Source organism: Segeticoccus rhizosphaerae, from assembly GCF_005222685.1.
Classification (GTDB): Bacteria; Actinomycetota; Actinomycetes; order Actinomycetales; family Dermatophilaceae; genus Segeticoccus; species Segeticoccus rhizosphaerae.
Window position 1 is genome coordinate 34,150 of record NZ_SWMA01000001.1, and the last position, 16,276, is coordinate 50,425.

General features: G+C 71.7%; 13 protein-coding genes. 4 read left to right on the top strand and 9 right to left on the bottom strand.

Translation table 11 applies throughout. The features are described 5' to 3' along the window. The first annotated feature begins 23 nt into the window (after positions 1-23). The 4 genes from FCN22_RS00165 to FCN22_RS00180 all read left to right on the top strand — a co-directional run bounded on the left by FCN22_RS00165 (position 24) and on the right by FCN22_RS00180 (position 4,551). Complete coding sequence (locus FCN22_RS00165; RefSeq protein ID WP_373681268.1) at positions 24-800, top strand: R3H domain-containing nucleic acid-binding protein; 777 nt, start codon at positions 24-26, stop codon at positions 798-800. Positions 801-827: 27 nt separating this feature from the next. After that, the gene (gene rsmG / locus FCN22_RS00170; protein ID WP_137119512.1) at positions 828-1,643 is read left to right on the top strand and encodes a 16S rRNA (guanine(527)-N(7))-methyltransferase RsmG; all 816 of its coding nucleotides are present in this window, start codon (positions 828-830) and stop codon (positions 1,641-1,643) included. 212 nt (positions 1,644-1,855) lie between these two features. Further along, positions 1,856-3,061 carry an AAA family ATPase gene (locus FCN22_RS00175; protein ID WP_137119749.1) on the top strand — a complete coding sequence of 402 codons (1,206 nt, stop codon included), beginning with the start codon at positions 1,856-1,858 and terminating at the stop codon, positions 3,059-3,061. 188 nt (positions 3,062-3,249) lie between these two features. Continuing rightward, complete coding sequence (locus tag FCN22_RS00180; protein ID WP_137119513.1) at positions 3,250-4,551, top strand: ParB/RepB/Spo0J family partition protein; 1,302 nt, start codon at positions 3,250-3,252, stop codon at positions 4,549-4,551. Here FCN22_RS00180 and FCN22_RS00185 read toward each other — a convergent pair. From FCN22_RS00185 to FCN22_RS21510, 9 genes are all read right to left on the bottom strand, one after another. Then, on the bottom strand, positions 4,540-5,565 hold the full coding sequence (locus tag FCN22_RS00185) for a D-alanine--D-alanine ligase family protein (RefSeq protein ID WP_137119514.1): 1,026 nt from the start codon (positions 5,563-5,565) through the stop codon (positions 4,540-4,542). The genes FCN22_RS00180 and FCN22_RS00185 overlap by 12 nt on opposite strands. Positions 5,566-5,637: 72 nt before the next feature. Then, complete coding sequence (locus tag FCN22_RS00190) at positions 5,638-7,008, bottom strand: aminotransferase-like domain-containing protein (protein ID WP_137119515.1); 1,371 nt, start codon at positions 7,006-7,008, stop codon at positions 5,638-5,640. A 194-nt stretch (positions 7,009-7,202) separates the two neighbouring features. Next, entirely contained in the window at positions 7,203-7,529 is a 327-nt protein-coding gene (trxA, locus tag FCN22_RS00195) for a thioredoxin (protein WP_137119516.1), read from the bottom strand. 88 nt (positions 7,530-7,617) lie between these two features. After that, entirely contained in the window at positions 7,618-8,694 is a 1,077-nt protein-coding gene (gene trxB, locus FCN22_RS00200) for a thioredoxin-disulfide reductase (protein ID WP_238384445.1), read from the bottom strand. 166 nt (positions 8,695-8,860) lie between these two features. After that, complete coding sequence (locus FCN22_RS00205) at positions 8,861-9,658, bottom strand: RsmA family anti-sigma factor (protein ID WP_137119517.1); 798 nt, start codon at positions 9,656-9,658, stop codon at positions 8,861-8,863. Between the two features lie 77 nt (positions 9,659-9,735). Next, entirely contained in the window at positions 9,736-10,338 is a 603-nt protein-coding gene (gene sigM, locus FCN22_RS00210) for an RNA polymerase sigma factor SigM (RefSeq protein ID WP_137119518.1), read from the bottom strand. 6 nt (positions 10,339-10,344) lie between these two features. Further along, entirely contained in the window at positions 10,345-12,069 is a 1,725-nt protein-coding gene (locus FCN22_RS00215) for a protein kinase family protein (RefSeq protein WP_137119519.1), read from the bottom strand. Between the two features lie 150 nt (positions 12,070-12,219). Next, a complete protein-coding gene (murJ, locus tag FCN22_RS00220; RefSeq protein WP_137119520.1) occupies positions 12,220-13,839 on the bottom strand; it encodes a murein biosynthesis integral membrane protein MurJ in 1,620 nt (539 codons plus the stop codon). Continuing rightward, on the bottom strand, positions 13,836-16,274 hold the full coding sequence (locus tag FCN22_RS21510; protein ID WP_162308080.1) for a DUF6049 family protein: 2,439 nt from the start codon (positions 16,272-16,274) through the stop codon (positions 13,836-13,838). The genes murJ and FCN22_RS21510 overlap by 4 nt, the downstream gene beginning before the upstream one ends. Between the last annotated feature and the right edge of the window lie 2 nt (positions 16,275-16,276).

A 16,276-nucleotide genomic window follows, 5' to 3' on the forward strand; every position in this document is an offset into this window, starting at 1 on the left:
CACACGCAGCAGCAGGAGCCACCATGAGCGAACAGTCCGCGACCACCCAGGAGCAGCCCACCCCGCAGGTGGCTGGCACCGGAGCCGGCACCGATCCCGGCACCGCATCCGGCACGGAATCTGGCACGGAGACGCCGGCTGCGCAGACCGGCGGTGCGGGGGAGAGCACGGGGGCGGAGGTCTCGTCGGTGACCGAGGCCGCCGAGGAGAGCGCGACCGCAGGCTCGCAGGCGGCATTGACGGGAGCGAGCGGATCGGGTGACGCGGCGGAGGATGAGACGACCGCGGACGCGGCCGACACGTCGGACGATCAGGTCGAGAACGGATCGCTCGTGGCGCGGCTCGAGCGCGAGGGCGAGGTCGCCGCAGACTTCCTGGAGCAGCTGCTCGACATCGCGGACCTGGACGGCGACCTCGACGTGGACGTCGACGGCGACCGTGCCGCGGTCGCGATCGTCGACTCCGAGGAGGGGCGCGTGCCTCGACGCCTGGTGGGTGACCACGCCAAGGTGCTGGAAGCGCTGCAGGAGCTGACACGCCTGGCGGTCCAGGCGGCGACCGGGGAACGCAGTCGGCTGATGCTGGACGTGGCCGGCTACCGGGCCGAGCGCCGTGCCGCACTGGTCGAGACGGCACGCACGGCGATCGAGCAGGTCAAGAGCTCGGGTGAACGCACCACCCTCGATCCGATGACGGCGTTCGAGCGCAAGGTGGTGCACGACGAGGTGCTGGCCTCCGGACTGTCCTCGGAGTCGGAGGGTGTCGAGCCGCACCGTTGCGTCGTCATCCTCCCACGCTGACGGCCCACGGACGTTTCACGTGAATCGATGACTGCCCACGGGCCGCAGCCGACGGGAGGCGCGGACCACCCACGGGAGGGCGCCGGCCCACGGGACGGTGCCCGGGAGACCTCACCGTCCAGGGCCGAGACCTCAGTGCCCGCTCCGGTCATCGCCGAGGCGGTCTTCGGGGACCGGCTGGAGCTGGCCCAGCGGTATGCCGAGCTCTTGGCCGACACCGGCGCGACACACGGGCTGATGGGGCCACGTGAGGTTCCTCGCCTCTGGGAACGACACCTGCTCAACTGCGCAGTCGTGCACGAGGCCATCCCGCACGGCGCCTCGGTCATCGACGTGGGGTCCGGCGCCGGTCTCCCCGGACTGGTCCTCGCCATCGTGCGCCCCGACCTGCAGCTGCACCTCGTCGAGCCGATGCTGCGCAGGACCACCTGGCTCGAGGACGCCGTGCGCCAGCTGGAGCTGTCCGACGTCACGGTGCACCGCGGCCGCGCGGAGGAGATGTGGGGCGACCTCGTGGCGCCGGTGGTCACTGCTCGCGCGGTGGCGCCACTCGCCGAACTGGCGCGCTGGTGCCTGCCGCTCGTCGATGCCGGAGGCGTGATGCTGGCGCTGAAGGGCAGCAGTGCTCCGGAGGAGCTTGCTCGCGACCGGGACGCGGTGCGCCGCCTCGGCTCCGTGGAGGAGGTCGTCGAAACCTACGGCGCCGGCCTGCTCGACCCGGTGACGACGGTCGTGCGGTTGCTCGTCGACCAGCCGGTGCGCCCGGAGCGAACGGTCCGGGATGGGACGGCGGGACGCACCCGGCCGGGCGGCCGCCGCTCCCACCGTCGGTCCCGACGTTAGGCTGACCCGCAGGCCTGCTCGCGTGGAAGGGCCGCTGCACAGCGACATCTGTCGGGTGGCCGCACCAAGCGGTCCGGGGGAACCGGGAACCGGTGCGATGAGCCGCAGCGCCGATGCCTTCGCCACGAGGTCCACCACGCCGTTCCGCCCGAGATGAGGAGAAACCACCAGTGACGCAGAGGCAAGCCGGCCAGGAGCTCGGGTGGCCACGGATGGAGTCACCTGCTCCCTCACCCACCCCGCTCGGGTGGCCCTCCGCACCACGGCTGGCGCACGACCTGGCTAGCGACGAGGCCACACCCGAAGCAACGGCCAGCCCTCAGCCGGATGTGTCAGCTGTGGCTGTTGAGGCTCCTGTGGTGGAGGAGGCCCAAGAGACGGCGCGAGATCACGATGTTTCCCGTGAAACCTCGGGGCCGACCCCCCGGGCGGAGCCCCTGCCTGCCGTGGACTCTTCCGCAGTGGGCCGGGTGATGAGGCCGGACGCCATTCCGGAGGAGGAGACCCCGTTGGCCCGCCAGCTGGCGCAGGATGTGCGGCGGCGCGCCACCCTCGTGGGCAAGCCACTGCCGCGGCCGGCGCAGTGCCGGGTCCTGACCGTGGCCAACCAGAAGGGTGGCGTCGGCAAGACCACCACGGCGGTCAATGTCGCGGCGGCCATGGCCCAGGCCGGACTTCGTGTTCTCGTGGTGGACATCGATCCGCAGGGGAATGCCAGCACGGCCCTCGGCATCGACCACCACGCCGAGGTCCCCAGCATCTACGACGTGCTGGTCGACAGCCGCCCCCTGGCCGAGGTCATCCAGGAATGCCCCGACGTGCCCGGCCTGTTCTGCGCGCCCGCCACGATCGACCTGGCAGGAGCCGAGATCGAGCTCGTGTCGCTCGTGGCGCGGGAGACCCGGATGCGCCGGGCTCTGGAGGCCTACCTCAAGGAAGCCGCGGCCGAGGAGGACCCCGAGGCAGGCTTCGACTACGTGCTCATCGACTGCCCGCCGAGCCTGGGCTTGCTCACGGTCAACGCCTTCGTGGCCGCGGACGAGGTCTTCATCCCCATCCAGTGCGAGTACTACGCCCTCGAGGGCCTCTCCCAGCTGCTCAAGAACATCGAGCTGATCCGCAGTCACCTCAATCCTGACCTGTTCCTCTCGACCATCCTGTTGACCATGTATGACGGTCGGACCCGGCTGTCCTCACAGGTCGCCGACGACGTGCGCGAGCACTTCCCCGACCAGGTCCTGCGCACGACGGTGCCCCGTTCGGTGCGCATCTCGGAGGCTCCGAGCCACGGACAGACCGTGCTGACCTATGACCCGTCCAGCAGTGGAGCCCTGTCCTACCTCGAGGCCGCGAGCGAGATCGCCCACCGTGGCGCAGCGAAGACCAGCGGTGACACCGAGGCGGCAGCTCGACCCTGAGGGCGATGCCGAGGCTCTGGAGCCGTTGCGCGGACTCGCCGAGGGGTGAGCCCGGGCGGAGGGCAGTCACCGGGTACCGTGGGGCCGTCCTTCCGGGTCGCCGGTTTCCCGACGCTCGCGACTGCGTGAACCGTCATGGCTGACGTCATCGTCGCGACCCGGATTTCATCGAAGAGGTCGAGGTCCTTGTGAGTGAGAAGCGTCGTGCCCTGGGTCGTGGTTTGGGTGCCCTGATCCCCAGTGCTCCACCAGCAGGAAGCGCCCGACCGACCGACGTGTTCTTCAAGGACAACCGACCGGACGCCCACCACGGTGGCGGTGACAACGGGGCCCTCACCGGCCGGCACGACCGGCCCTCGGGGGAGGACTCGGCTGAGCGCACGTCGAGCGGTTCAGGCGTGGATGGTTTCACGGGAAACAGCGACGAAGCCCAGGAATTGGCGAAGGGGCAGTCGTCGGACCGTGAGGGTTTCACGGGAAACGAGGGCGACTCGGACGAGCCCACTGGCGCGTCCGGCGATGACGGTTTCACGGGAATCCACCCTCGTGAGGCGGCCGAGGCGACCGACGACGGCCTGACCCCGGTGCCTGGAGCGCGGTTCGCCGAGATCCCGCTCGACCAGATCCGGCCCAACCCGCGACAACCCCGTGAGGTCTTCGACGAGGACGACCTGGCCGAGCTCACGCACAGCATCCGCGAGATCGGGGTCCTGCAACCCGTGGTCGTCCGGACCGTGGTGGGCCGCGACGCCACCTCCACCGCGGGTGGGTCGGGCTCGGCGGCCAGCGACACGTCCGCTTCCGGCGACGGTGCGGACGGCGCGGCGACCTACGAGCTGATCATGGGCGAACGGCGCTGGCGGGCCAGCCAGGCGGCGGGTCGGGAGACCATCCCGGCGGTCATCAAGGACACCCACGACGACGACCTGTTGCGCGACGCGCTGCTGGAGAACCTGCACCGCAGCAACCTGAACGCGCTGGAGGAGGCCGCGGCCTACCAGCAGCTGCTGGACGACTTCGGCTGCACGCACGACGAGCTCGCGTCCCGGATCGGTCGGTCCCGTCCGCAGATCTCCAACACGCTGCGCCTGCTGAAGCTCCCCCCGCTGGTGGCCCGCCGCGTAGCCGCCGGCGTGCTCAGCGCCGGGCACGCGCGCGCACTGCTCGCGCTCGGTGACGGCGCCGCGATGGAGCGGCTCGCCCAGCGCATCGTGGCCGAGGGGCTCAGCGTCCGCAGCGTCGAGGAGATCGTCACGCTCGGCGGTGATGCCGAACCGAGGCGTCGGGCGCCGCGTGCCGGCAACCGCCACCCCCAGCTGGACGACCTCGCCGCTGCCCTCTCCGACCGGTTCGACACCCGCGTCAACATCGCGCTGGGCAAACGCAAGGGCAAGCTCACGGTGGAGTTCGCCTCGGTGGACGACCTGAACCGGATCGTCAGCCTGCTCACGCCCGACGACGAGGTGGCGGTCCCCGACCTACAGTCCTGAGCCGGCCGCCGGGCCCGGTCCTGCGGCCGGACGTCCTGCGCCGCGGTTGCCCGCACCACCAGGCCGCAGGACGTCCCCGAGCAGGGCCCGCTCGATCAGCCTCAGGTAGAGCGCGTCCGCAGCTTCGTCGCCCGCCTCGGCGGCCAGGGGCAGCAGCGAGGTCTCGGTCATCCCGGGTGCCACGTTGCCCTCGAGGAACCACGGCGTGTCGTGGTCGTCCACGATCAGGTCGATCCGGGACAGGTGGCGGTGCCCGAGGGTCCGGTAGGCGGTGAGCGCCGCCGCTGTCGCGGCGGCTGTCGCGCGATCACTCAGTCTGGCCGGCGTGAAGAACTCCGTCTCCCCCGCGGTGTAGCGAGCGCCGTAGGAGTAGAGACCACCGTCCGGGACGATCTCGACCGCCGGGAGCGCCATCGGCTCCCCGTCCGGGCCCTCGACGACCGACACCGCGACCTCAACACCGCCGACACAATGCTCGATGAGTGCGATATCACCATACGCATACGCGTTCACCATCGCGGTCGGCAAATCCTCCCGGGTGCGGACCACGCTGAGGCCCAGTGCCGAGCCACCCCGGGCCGGTTTCACCACGAGCGGGAGGCCGATCCGCGCCACGACGGCGTCGAGCACGGCGGCTGCGCCCAGCTCGCGGAAGGTGTCGTGCGACATCGCCACGCTGGGCGGTGTCGCCACTCCGGCTCGAGCGAGCAGCGCCTTGGCGACCGGCTTGTCCCACGTGAGCCGGCACGCCTGTGGTGAGCTCCCGACATACGGAATGGCCAACGTTTCCAACACATCTCGGATGGCGCCATCCTCGCCAGCGGCACCGTGCAGGAGCGGCCACACCACCTCGGGCCGGGTCTGGGTGATCGAGCCGAGGAGGTCGACGTCGAGGTCGTGGACCTGCACGTCCACATCGCTGCGCCGCAACAGGTCGGCCACACGCCGGCCCGAGCGCAGCGAGACGTCGCGCTCGTGGCTCAGCCCGCCGGCCAGGATCAGGACATGTCGCATGCGGCTCCTCGCAGCCTTGTCGGACGGGTTAGCGCGCGACGATCATGACCGCGCGATATCTCACCGGGAGCATCAAGGTTGCTCTGGTGAGGGGAACTCCACCCGGGCGGGGCGTGGCGACGTCGTCGACGGCCTACCACTCGCCGAGCCGAACGTGTCGTGCAGCTCGAGCTCACCGCGCACCACGGCAGCAAGCCGGCGCACGCCCTCGCGGATGCGGTCCGGCTCGGGGTAGCAGTAGGACAGCCGCAGGTGCCGGTGGCCCGTGCCGTCGGCGAAGAAGGCCGTGCCGGGCACGTAGGCCACGCGCTCGGTGACCGCCCGCGGCAGCATCGCCTTCGCATCCAGCCCCTCCGGCAGGGTCAGCCACACGTAGAAGCCGCCGTCCGGATGGGTCCAGTGCGCCTCGGGCAGCTGGGCCTCGAGCGAGTCGAGCATGGCGTCGCGTCGCTCGCGGTAGAGCTCGCGGTAGACCTTGATCTGGGCCTGCCAGTCGGAGTCGGTGAGGTAGCTCGAGACCGCCATCTGCGCCAGGGCGCTCGGGCACAGGATCGCCGACTCGCTCGCGAGCACCAGCTTCTCCCGCACCGCGTGCGGTGCCACCGCCCAGCCGACCCGCAGGCCCGGGGCGAAGGTCTTGGAGAAGGACCCGAGGTAGACCACACCATCCGGCGCGGACGCCCGCATCGCGGGGTAGGGATCGCGGTCGAAGCCGAGCAGGCCGTAGGGGTTGTCCTCGAGCACGAGGATGCCGTGCCGCTCGCAGATCTCCAGCACCTCGGGCCGCCGCTCCTCGGACAGGGTGGTCCCGGCCGGGTTGTGGAAGTTGGGCACGGTGTAGAGCAGCTTGACCCGTTTGCCCGCCTGCCGCAGCGCGACGATCCGCTCCTCGAGGGCCGCGGGCACCAGGCCGTCGTCGTCGCTCGCGACGTGCGAGACCTCGGCCTGGTAGGAGGCGAACACCCCGAGCGCGCCGACGTAGCTGGGTGCCTCCGCGAGCACGACGTCGCCGGGGTCGATGAAGATGCGGGTGACCAGGTCGAGCGCCTGCTGCGAACCGGTCGTCACGACCACGTCGTCGGGGTGGGCGCTGATGCCCTCGAGCGCCATCACCTCGAGGATCTGCTCACGCAGGGCGGGGTCGCCCTGCCCGGAGCCGTACTGCAGCGCCTGCTGCCCCCGGGTGGCGACCAGGTGCGCCAAGGTGCCGGCAACGGCATCCATCGGCAGCGCGGACAGGTAGGGCATGCCGCCGGCGAGCGAGACCACCTCGGGCCGGGACGCGACGGCGAACAGCGCGCGGATCTCGGACGCGGTCATCCCCGCGGTGCGGGCGGCATACGACTGCTTCCAGGGGTCGAGCCGCGAGCCGGGCACGGCTGCGCCCACCCTCGGGGAGCTCGTCCCCGCCCCCAGCACCGCATCCTGTGTCCTCGCGGTCATCGCGCCGCCCTTCCGTCGCACGTTCCGCCGATGAGTGTCGCACGAGGTCGGGGGCGCACCGGGGACCCGTCTCACGATGTGTGGTGTTTCACGCGAAACCACGTCGGACCGGCCCGCCCCGGAGACGACGACGCGCCCCTCCCGCAGGAGGGGCGCGTCATCGCTCGAAGGGCGCCGCGGGGCGGCTCCCGGACTCAGCTCAGGTAGTCGTCGAGCTCCTTGACCAGCCTCGGCTTGGGCAGGGCGCCGACAAGGGTCTTGACGACCTCGCCGCCCTGGTAGACGTTCATCGTCGGGATGCCGGTGATGCCGTACTTCGCGGTGATCGCCGGGTTCTCGTCAGTGTTGAGCTTGATGACCTCGATCTTGTCCGCGTGCTCCTGCGCGAGCTCCTCGAGGATCGGGGCGACCGCGCGGCACGGGCCGCACCACGGCGCCCAGAAGTCGACGAGGACGGTCTTGTCGTTCTGCAGGACGTCGGCCTCGAAGTTCGCGTCCGTGGTCTCCTTGGGTGCTCCCATGTCGGGGCTTCCTTCCTTCTTCGATGAGCTCGGTGGTTCGGGGTGTTCGGGTGGTGTGCCGGGCTGACGAGGTGCTCAGCCCATGGTCTCAGCCGACACCGACAGTGGCGTGGCTGGAGGTCTCGGTGGCCGGCTCGGGGGCGACCGCGTGGCCGCGGTCGGAGGAGTCGGCCGCGCCGCCCCGGGCTCGTTCGGCCCCCTCGTCGAGGGCGGCGAGGTAGCGCTCGGCGTCGAGCGCGGCCGAGCAGCCGGTGCCCGCGGCCGTCACGGCCTGGCGGTAGGTGTGGTCGACCAGGTCGCCGCAGGCGAAGACGCCCTCGACGTTGGTGCGGGTGCTGCGCCCGTCGACGAGCACGTAGCCCTCGTCGTCGAGGTCGACGACGCCGCGGATCAGCTCGTTGCGCGGGTCGTGGCCGATCGCGATGAACAGACCACTCGCGGGGAGCTCGCTGCGCTCGTCGGTGACGGTGTCGCGCAGCGTCACGCCGCTGACCTTGTCGTCGCCGACGATGCCCTCGACCTGCGCGTTCCAGACGAAGCTGATCTTGTCGTTGGCGAACGCACGGTCTGCCATGATCTTGCTGGCGCGCAGCTCGTCGCGGCGGTGCACGATGGTGACCGACTTGCCGAAGCGCGTCAGGAAGGTCGCCTCCTCCACGGCCGAGTCGCCGCCGCCGACGACCACGATGTCCTGGTCGCGGAAGAACGCTCCGTCACAGGTCGCGCACCACGAGACGCCGCGACCGGCGAGACGCTTCTCGTCGGGCAGCCCGAGCTCGCGGTAGGCCGAACCCATGGCCAGCACGACGGCGCGGGCGCGGTGGGTGTTGCCGGAGCCGTCGACCACGGTCTTGACCTCGCCGGTCAGGTCGACCGACTCCACGTCGTCGCGCACCAGCTCGGCGCCGAAGCGCTCGGCCTGCGCGCGCATGTTCAGCATCAGGTCGGGGCCCATGATGCCGTCCTGGAACCCGGGGAAGTTCTCCACGTCGGTCGTGTTCATCAGCGCGCCGCCTGCGGTGACCGAGCCCTCGAAGATGAGCGGCTCGAGGTTGGCGCGCGCGGCATAGACGGCAGCGGTGTAGCCGGCCGGTCCGGAGCCGATGATGATGAGGTTCCGCACCCGATTCTGCGTGCCCTCGGTGTGCTCGGTGCTGGCGCTCACGCGGGAGACCCCTTCGTTGGTATGACGTGTGCTCACCCGTGTTCCTTCGCCGGCCGATCGCGACCGCAGCGGGGCGGATGAGGCGACCGGACGTGCATACGGGCTCGTGTGCTGGAACCGATCCTAGGCCAGCATTGTTCCCTCGCCGACGTGGCTGCTCTGGTGGTCAGGCGAGGGTGGTAGGGCCGTCGAGGACCGAGGGCTGGCCGGCACGGCAGGTGCGGCCCACCGCCCAGGCCGTGCTCTTCCCGTCGGTGGTGACCACGACGATCAGCGCGGGTGATCCGTCGAAGGTGCCCAGGTCGACCCACACCTTGTCGGGGCGCGACGGCAGCGAGGCACCGAGCGTCTGGATGCACTGCGAGAGGTTCATCGGGGGGCCGAGCTCCTGCACCTGTGGGGCCTGCAGCGCGTCCGAGCGCAACGGAGTGTGGTTGGCCGCCTGCATCGCCCGGGCCTGCTGTGCAAAGCCGGCGCTGGTGTAGCCCTTGCCCGACGCCTCGAAGTAGACCGGGGCGGCGTTCGCCAGGGCGCCCGAGCCCTCCTGCCGGGAATCGGCCGGCGAGGCGGGCCGGGAGGCGCTCGACGCCGAGGCGGAGGCCGGCACCCCGGGGCGCTGGTCGAGGGCGATCACCGTGCCGACCGCAGCGACGGCCACCACGGCCGCGGCGGCGCCACCGAGGGCGACGACCCGGCGCAGCCGCGACGGCCCGAGTGACCCGTGTCGAGGAGCCGAGGAGCCGGGGGAGGGTCGGCCCACCAGGGGCGCGACGTTGGCGGGAGCGCCCGGCGCGTCGGTCTGGTGGGCCCTTTCCTGCTGCTCCCGCTCGAGGCTGGCGGTGATGCGGGCGACCAGCTCGGGGGGCATCGGTCCCGGCTCGGGCAACGATGACAGCAACGCGCGCACCCCGGTGGGGTCCTCGTCCGGGGACGAGGCACCCTGCGGGTGGCGAGGTGTGATCACGAAGACCTCCGGTGGCGAACGCGGTCGAGGATCTGGTCGATGGGGACGGGGCGCAAAGCCCGATCAGGGGTAGGACGTCACGGCGGAGGCGAAGGTTCCCCCGGCGACGGCCGGACGCCCATCGTCGCGGCACCGGCCCGGTCGGCCGCGGTCAGCAGCTCGGCCATCGCGGCACGCCCCCGGGCGCATCGTGACTTGATGGTCCCCTCGGCCACCTGGAGCGTGTCCGCTGCCTCGGCGACCGACATGCCGTGCATGTCGACGAGGGTGAGCGCCATCCGCTGCCCCTCCGGCAGCTGCGCCAGCGCCCGCTGCACGTCGAGCCGCACCTCCACGCTGTGGTGGTGGTCGTGCGCGTCGGCCAACTCGTAGACCGGCAGCGCGCTGGTCGGCTTGGTCCGGCGCAACCGGTCGAGGCAGGCGTTGACGATGATGCGGTGCAGCCAGGTCGTGACGGCTGCCTCGCCCCTGAACGACTCCGCCCGCCGGAAGGCCGAGATGAACCCGTCCTGCACGGCGTCCGCGGCGAGCTCGGGGTCACGCGTGATGCGCAGGGCAACCGCCCACATCCGGTCCCTGTGCCGGCGGAACAGCTCGCCGAAGGCCTCCCCGTCACCGGCACAGTGCGCCGCGAGCAGCTCGCGGTCGGTCAGCTGCGGCAGATCCGGCCCCCGGACCACGGTCGGTCAGCGTCCCTTGACCGTGATTTCGGAGAGCCCGCCGTGGTGGTATGCCGTGTCCTTGACCAGCTTGGTGATGTAGACGATGACGTAGCGCCCCTTGGGCGGCGAGTCGCCCGAGGCCTTGACCTTCACCGTGCCGTCCTTGCCCGACGAGCTGCCGAGCCGGGTGGCGCCGTCGGTGGTCGGCTGGTCGCCGACGTAGACGGTCAGCCCCTCGGGCAGGGGCAGGTCGAGGTCCGCCTCGCTGACCTCCTTGCTCGCCCCGAGGTCGAAGACGAGGCCGACCCCGCCCTTGAGGCCGCCGAAGTCGGCCTGGTTCCAGCCGTGCGACATCCATGAGGTGTCGGGGTTGCCGTCATAGGCCGGGCTGACGTCCTGCGGTTCCTTGAGGCTGGAGGCTCCGGACATGATCGAGCCCGAGGTGATCTTCAGCGTCTTGGCGGGCGGAGTCTTCTTGGTGGGCTTGGCGGTCTCGGTCTGGGTCCCGCTGTCGGTCGGGGTCGGGCTCTGCGACGAGGTCGTCTGCGACGTCGTGCTGCCGGCAGCCGGGGCCTTGTTGTCGTTGTTGCCGAGTCCGGCCACGCCGCAGTAGGCGAGCAGCACGGCGACGACCACGAAGGCCGCGACGAGCGCCAGCGCGATCTTGGCCTGGTCGCCGGACGGCTCGGCCGCGACGGTGCCGGGCAGAAGGGGCACCGGCGACTCGAGCTCGTCGTCGCCGTCACCGTAGAAGTCGCCTTCATCGCCGTCAACGTCGCCGTCAGCGTCGTCGCGCCCGTGATCGTCCCTCCGTGCGGCCGATCGCGACGTGTCGATCCGCTGGGTCTCATCCGAGCGGTTCCCCCGCGCGGCCTCACCGGAGCGCGAGGCCCCGGCCGCGGCCGCTCCCGCTGCGGCGCCCCCAGCGGCCGCACCCGTGACGCCTCCGGACCACCCGACGGCCTGGCTGGTGCCGTGCACCGGCTCGGGGGACCAGGGCGCGATCTGTCCGGCGAGGTCGCCCGGCGTGAGCGGTCCGGCGTCCTCGCCGAGGGTCAGCCGGCACAGCGTGTTGAGGTCGCCGGGCACCGAGCCCTGGCGCAGGGCCATCTCGGCGGGCTCGGCGACGCCGCCGGCGTGCCGCACGGCGGACGGCACACCGGGCACCTCCGGCTCGAGCGGCCAGGTGCCGGTCAGGCCGGCGTAGATCAGGCCGACCAGGGCGGTCGCGTCGTCGCGCGAGGCCTCGTCGGAGGGCACGTCGTCGAGGCCCTCGAGCGCGCCTGCGACCGCGATCCCGCTGACCCGGATCCGGCCCTCCTTGGTCACGAGCACCGCGTGCGGGGTCAGCCGCAGGTGGTGCAGTCCGCGCTGCCGGGCGACCTCGAGCGCCGAGGCGGTCTCGCCGACGATGCGGCGCACCTCCTCGGTCGGGAGCGCCCGCTCGCGGACCAGCTCGGCCAGGGAGGTGGCGTCGCGCAGGCTCTCCTCGACGATGTAGGAGACTCCGGCCTGCTCGCCGACGTCGAGGATCCGCACCAGTCGCGAGTCCTCGATGCCGGCGGCTCGCCGGGCACCGTCCAGCGCGGCGGCGGAGTGCTCCCCGGAGCTGGGGAAAACCGTGACGGCGACCTCACGCTCGAGCGTGCGGTCGCGCGCCGCCCAGTGCTCGAGGTCGTCGCGTCCGGCCAGACGCGTGGTGAGGGAGTAGCGGTCCGCGAGAACCGTGTCCGGGCTGATGCCTTGCACCACTGCTCCTGTTCCTGTGCTGGTCCCGCGGGCACGCGAGCGTACGACTGCTGCTGCGCGGCCAATACTAAGGGCTGGGTGCCTGTGCGCCCTGCCACGGCGGCGTGGGCAGGCTCGCTGCTGTGCGGTCAGCGCAAGGTCAGGGCAAGGTCAGCGCAGGCTGCGGAGCTTGCGGGTGATCGAGCCGAGCAGCTCGTCGACCTCGGTCACCCGCAACCGCTTGGCGACCACGATGTAGATGACCAGCAGCACGCCACCGCCGAGGACCAGGGTCAGCAGGGAGCCGATCCGTCCGGTCAGCACCTGCGCGAGACCCAGGTGCACGAGGTATGCCGCGCCGGCACCGAGCAGCCCGGCGATCCCCAGGCGCACGTAGGTGCGCACCACGACGAACAGCGAGAGCCCCTCGAGGCGGCGCCGGATCCAGACCACGGCGACCACGCAGGCGGCCAGCTGACCCACGGCCTGCGACAGGCCGGCGCCGACCGCCACCCGGTCCGGCGGCAGCAGCAGCGACAGCAGGGTCCCGCACACCGAGACGGCGGTGATCACGATCTGCAACCGGAACGGGGTCTTGGCGTCCTCGAACGCGTAGAACGCGCGCCAGGTGAGGGTCAGCACGGCATACGGGACGAGCCCGCAGACCATCGCCATCATCACGTAGGCGAGTGCTCGGGTGTCGCTGGCCGCGTTGCTGAAGAACAGGGTGGAGGCGATGGCGGGGCCGAGCAGCAGCATGCCGAGGCTGACCGGAATCATCGCGACCCCGATCAGTCGCAGCCCGTGCCGCAGGTCGGAGCGCAGCGCCGGCAGGTTGCGGGCGTGCGCCGCGCGGGACATCCGGGGGAACAGGGCGGTGACGAGGGACAGCGTGATCAGCGAGTGCGGCAGCACGAACAGCAGCGACGCCTGCTCGTAGGCGAACCGGCCGGCGGTGCCCTTCGCGCCGGAGGTGGACGCGTGGTTGACCACGACCGAGGTGACCCAGATGCCCACTTGGGAGACCGCGATGATCCCGAAGGTCCACATCGCCACCCGGGAGGCGGTGCGCAGTCCGACACCCCGGAAGCCCCAGCGCGGCCGCCAGCGGAAGCCGGTGCGCCACACCGGATAGAGCAGGACGAGCGCCTGCAGGACGATGCCCAGGGTGGCGCTGCCGCCGAGCAGCCAGATCATGCTCGGCGTCCAGTCGGCCGGCGCCGCCTCGTGCGGGAAGAGCGCCAGGAACGCCGCCAGCCCGACGATGCCGACCACGTTGGCGAGCGCCGGGGCCCACATGAAGGCGGCGAACTTGTCACGCGAGTTGAGGATCTGGCCGAGCAGCGTGTAGAGGCCGTAGAACAGGATCTGCGGCATGCAGATGATGGCGAACGCGAAGGCGAGCTGCAGCTGGTCGCCGTGGAAGCTCGGCGCGTAGAACCGCACGAGCAGGGTCGATCCGGCGGTGAAGACCACCGTCACGACGACCAGCCCGATCGCGGCCAGGGTGAGCAGCCGGTCGGAGTAGTCGCGACCCCCGTCGCGCTGGGTCATCGCCTTGGTCAGCTGCGGGACGAGGACGGCGTTGAGCATGCCGCCGGCCAGCAGCAGGTAGATGATGTTGGGCAGCGTGTTGGCGTTGGTCCAGGCGTCGGCGCTCGCACCGGTCAGCCCGATCGCCGCCGCCTGCATCAGCACCCGGATCAGGCCGAGCAGCCTGGAGACCAGCGTTCCTGCCGCCATGCCGGCGCTCGAGCGCGCGATGCTCGACGGCGCGTTGGTCTGGCTCATGGGTCGGGGATCTCCTGTATGTGCTCGGCCGCGCTGGGGTCGGTCGGTCGCTGGCCCCCTCGTCGTAGGGCGCGGTAGAGACCGATCACGAGGATGAGCCCGGCCACGATACCGAGGACCCAGTAGATCCAGGTGCTGGTGGGCTGCACCCGCACGGTGACGGAGGTCCCCGACCCGAGCGTGGTGCCGTTGGGGGCGGACAGGTAGGCGTCCACCGGGACCAGTCCCGCGGAGATCGCGTTGACCTTGACCTTGACCGTGGTCCGGCTGTGCGGGCCGATCCGCAGCGGCGTCGGCTGCGCGATGATGCGCAGCCGCGGGTTGCGCGGCGCGAGGGTGAGGTGGACGTTGCGCACGCTGACGTCGAGGTCGTTGACCACGGTCAGCTGCAGGGACCCCTCGTCGGCGAAGAAGTTGAAGGTGCTCGAGACGACACTCACGCCCTTCGTGATGGCTTGGTTGGCGTCCACGACCCGCACCTCGAGGGTGCGCCACGCTCCCGGACGGGTGCGCCACCGGCTGGACAGCAGCTGGTCGGTGGCCGCCGACCAGATCGACTGGTAGCCGTCACCCGGGTCGAGCACGCCGCTCACGCCGGCCGTCGTGGCCCGCAGTTCGGTGAGGGCCAGGAGCCGCTTGGTCGTGAGCGGTGAGGCGTGCGCCGAGGGGTATGCCGTGAGGGAGCCGGGCGCGGAGGGCGCCGACTTTCCGGTCAGGGTGCGGTCCTTCACCTTCGGGGCCTTCTCGGCCTGGCGCAGCAGAGTGTCGGTCGAGGTGGCCCGCAGCCACGGGGCCCGGTCCACCCCGGCGAACAGCTGGCGCAGCACGGTCGGGTCGCCCTGGAAGGTTCGGGGTGGCACGACCAGCAGCGATCGGCTGTTGGCCGGCCGCTCCTGGTAGACGGCGAGCGTCTCGGCGAGGAAGCGCTGCACCGCGGCACCTCCGGCGGCCGGGTCGTCCATCGCGCTGAAGATCCCGCTCAACCGGTCGTCGTAGGCAAGCAGCGGCAGGCCCTGGGCCGACTTGCGGGGGGCCGAGCCGGTGTAGCCCGATGAGCCGTCCAGCGCCCGCGCGGAGATCACTGCGGCAGCGAGGCCACCGTGGCCCCGCCACGCGCCCCGCAGGGTCGCGACCGTCTTGTCGCCCAGGCGGGGGTCGATCGGCCAGGCGATGCCCGACCGGGTCCGCTTGCCGAGCGACTTCGGGGTCTTGGTGGCCAGGGCCGCCCGCAGGGTCGCGCCGCGGGGGTCGAGGTGCAGGAGTGCGCTGAGGTCGGGGTCGCCGTAGGGCAGTGCCCACAGCGGGTGGGTGCCACCGGCGGTCCGCAGCCGGTCCGCGAGCTGGTCGCTGAGCAGGTCGGCCTCGGACGGCGGTGGCGGGGTGGTGGGTGCCGGCCCGGGGGTCGTCGAGGGGGGCGAGCTGGGCGCCGTGGTGGCCCCCGAGCTGCTCGGGCCCGAGCTGTTGCCCGTGGTTGAGGTCGTGGTCGACGAGCTGCTGCTCGACGACGAGCCGCTCGTCGACTGCTGCTCGGACGTGCTGCTGGTGCCTGCGGTCGACGAGGGACTGGTCGTCGGTGAGCCGGTCGACGTGCCCGACGTGGTGGGTGAGGAGCTGCCGGTGGAGGTCGGCGCGGTGGTCGTGGTGGGCGGCGCTGTGGGCGACTGGAACTCGTTCTGGGACGGCGGAGCCTCCACGGCAGTGGGGTCGATCGCCCAGGTGACCGGCTCGTCAGTCGTCGCCGTGATCAGCTGGTCGATCCGCGACCCCGTGCCGAGGGCGCGCTCCCACGCGGCGGCGCGTTCGTCCGACTCGGGACCGAACAGCTCCGGTTCGGCGGGCAGGGTGAGCGGCACGACCCAGCCGATCTCGATCGGGTGGTGGTCGGAGGCGGGAGCGCTGTCCCAGGGCAGGAAGGTCCGCAGCCTCCCCACAGTGGCGGCGTCCACGCCCTTGCCACGGTGCACCTCGAGGGTCAGCCCGAGCGTGGTGAAGCGGTAGCCGGTCTGGATGGCGTCCTTGGGGACGGTGATCGTGAAGGGGAGAGTCGCGCGCGGCATCAACGGCGTCTTGAGGACCCGCTGGGCGATCTGGACACCGGGGCCGATCTGGCTCGAGCCGTTTGCCCAGGAGGCGACCGCACCGCGGGTGTCGAGCCCGGTCGTGGTGCGGTGCAGCCGGACGACCGGGGCGTCGATGCGGTCCGTGCCGAGGTTGCGCAGGGTGCCTCGCACGGTGATCCTCGCGCCCGGCCGGGCGACTCCAGGGGTCACGGACTCGAGCTCGACCCGGACGCGGGCGGTGGACTTCGCGGCTGGTGCGGTGGCGGGGGCCTGGGCCGGGCTCGCCCGTGGCGAGGTCGCCGCGGCCGGTGCCACCCCGGAGGGCGGCAGACCGAGCACGGCGAGCAGGGCGAGCACGGCCGCGGCAAAGCCCATGC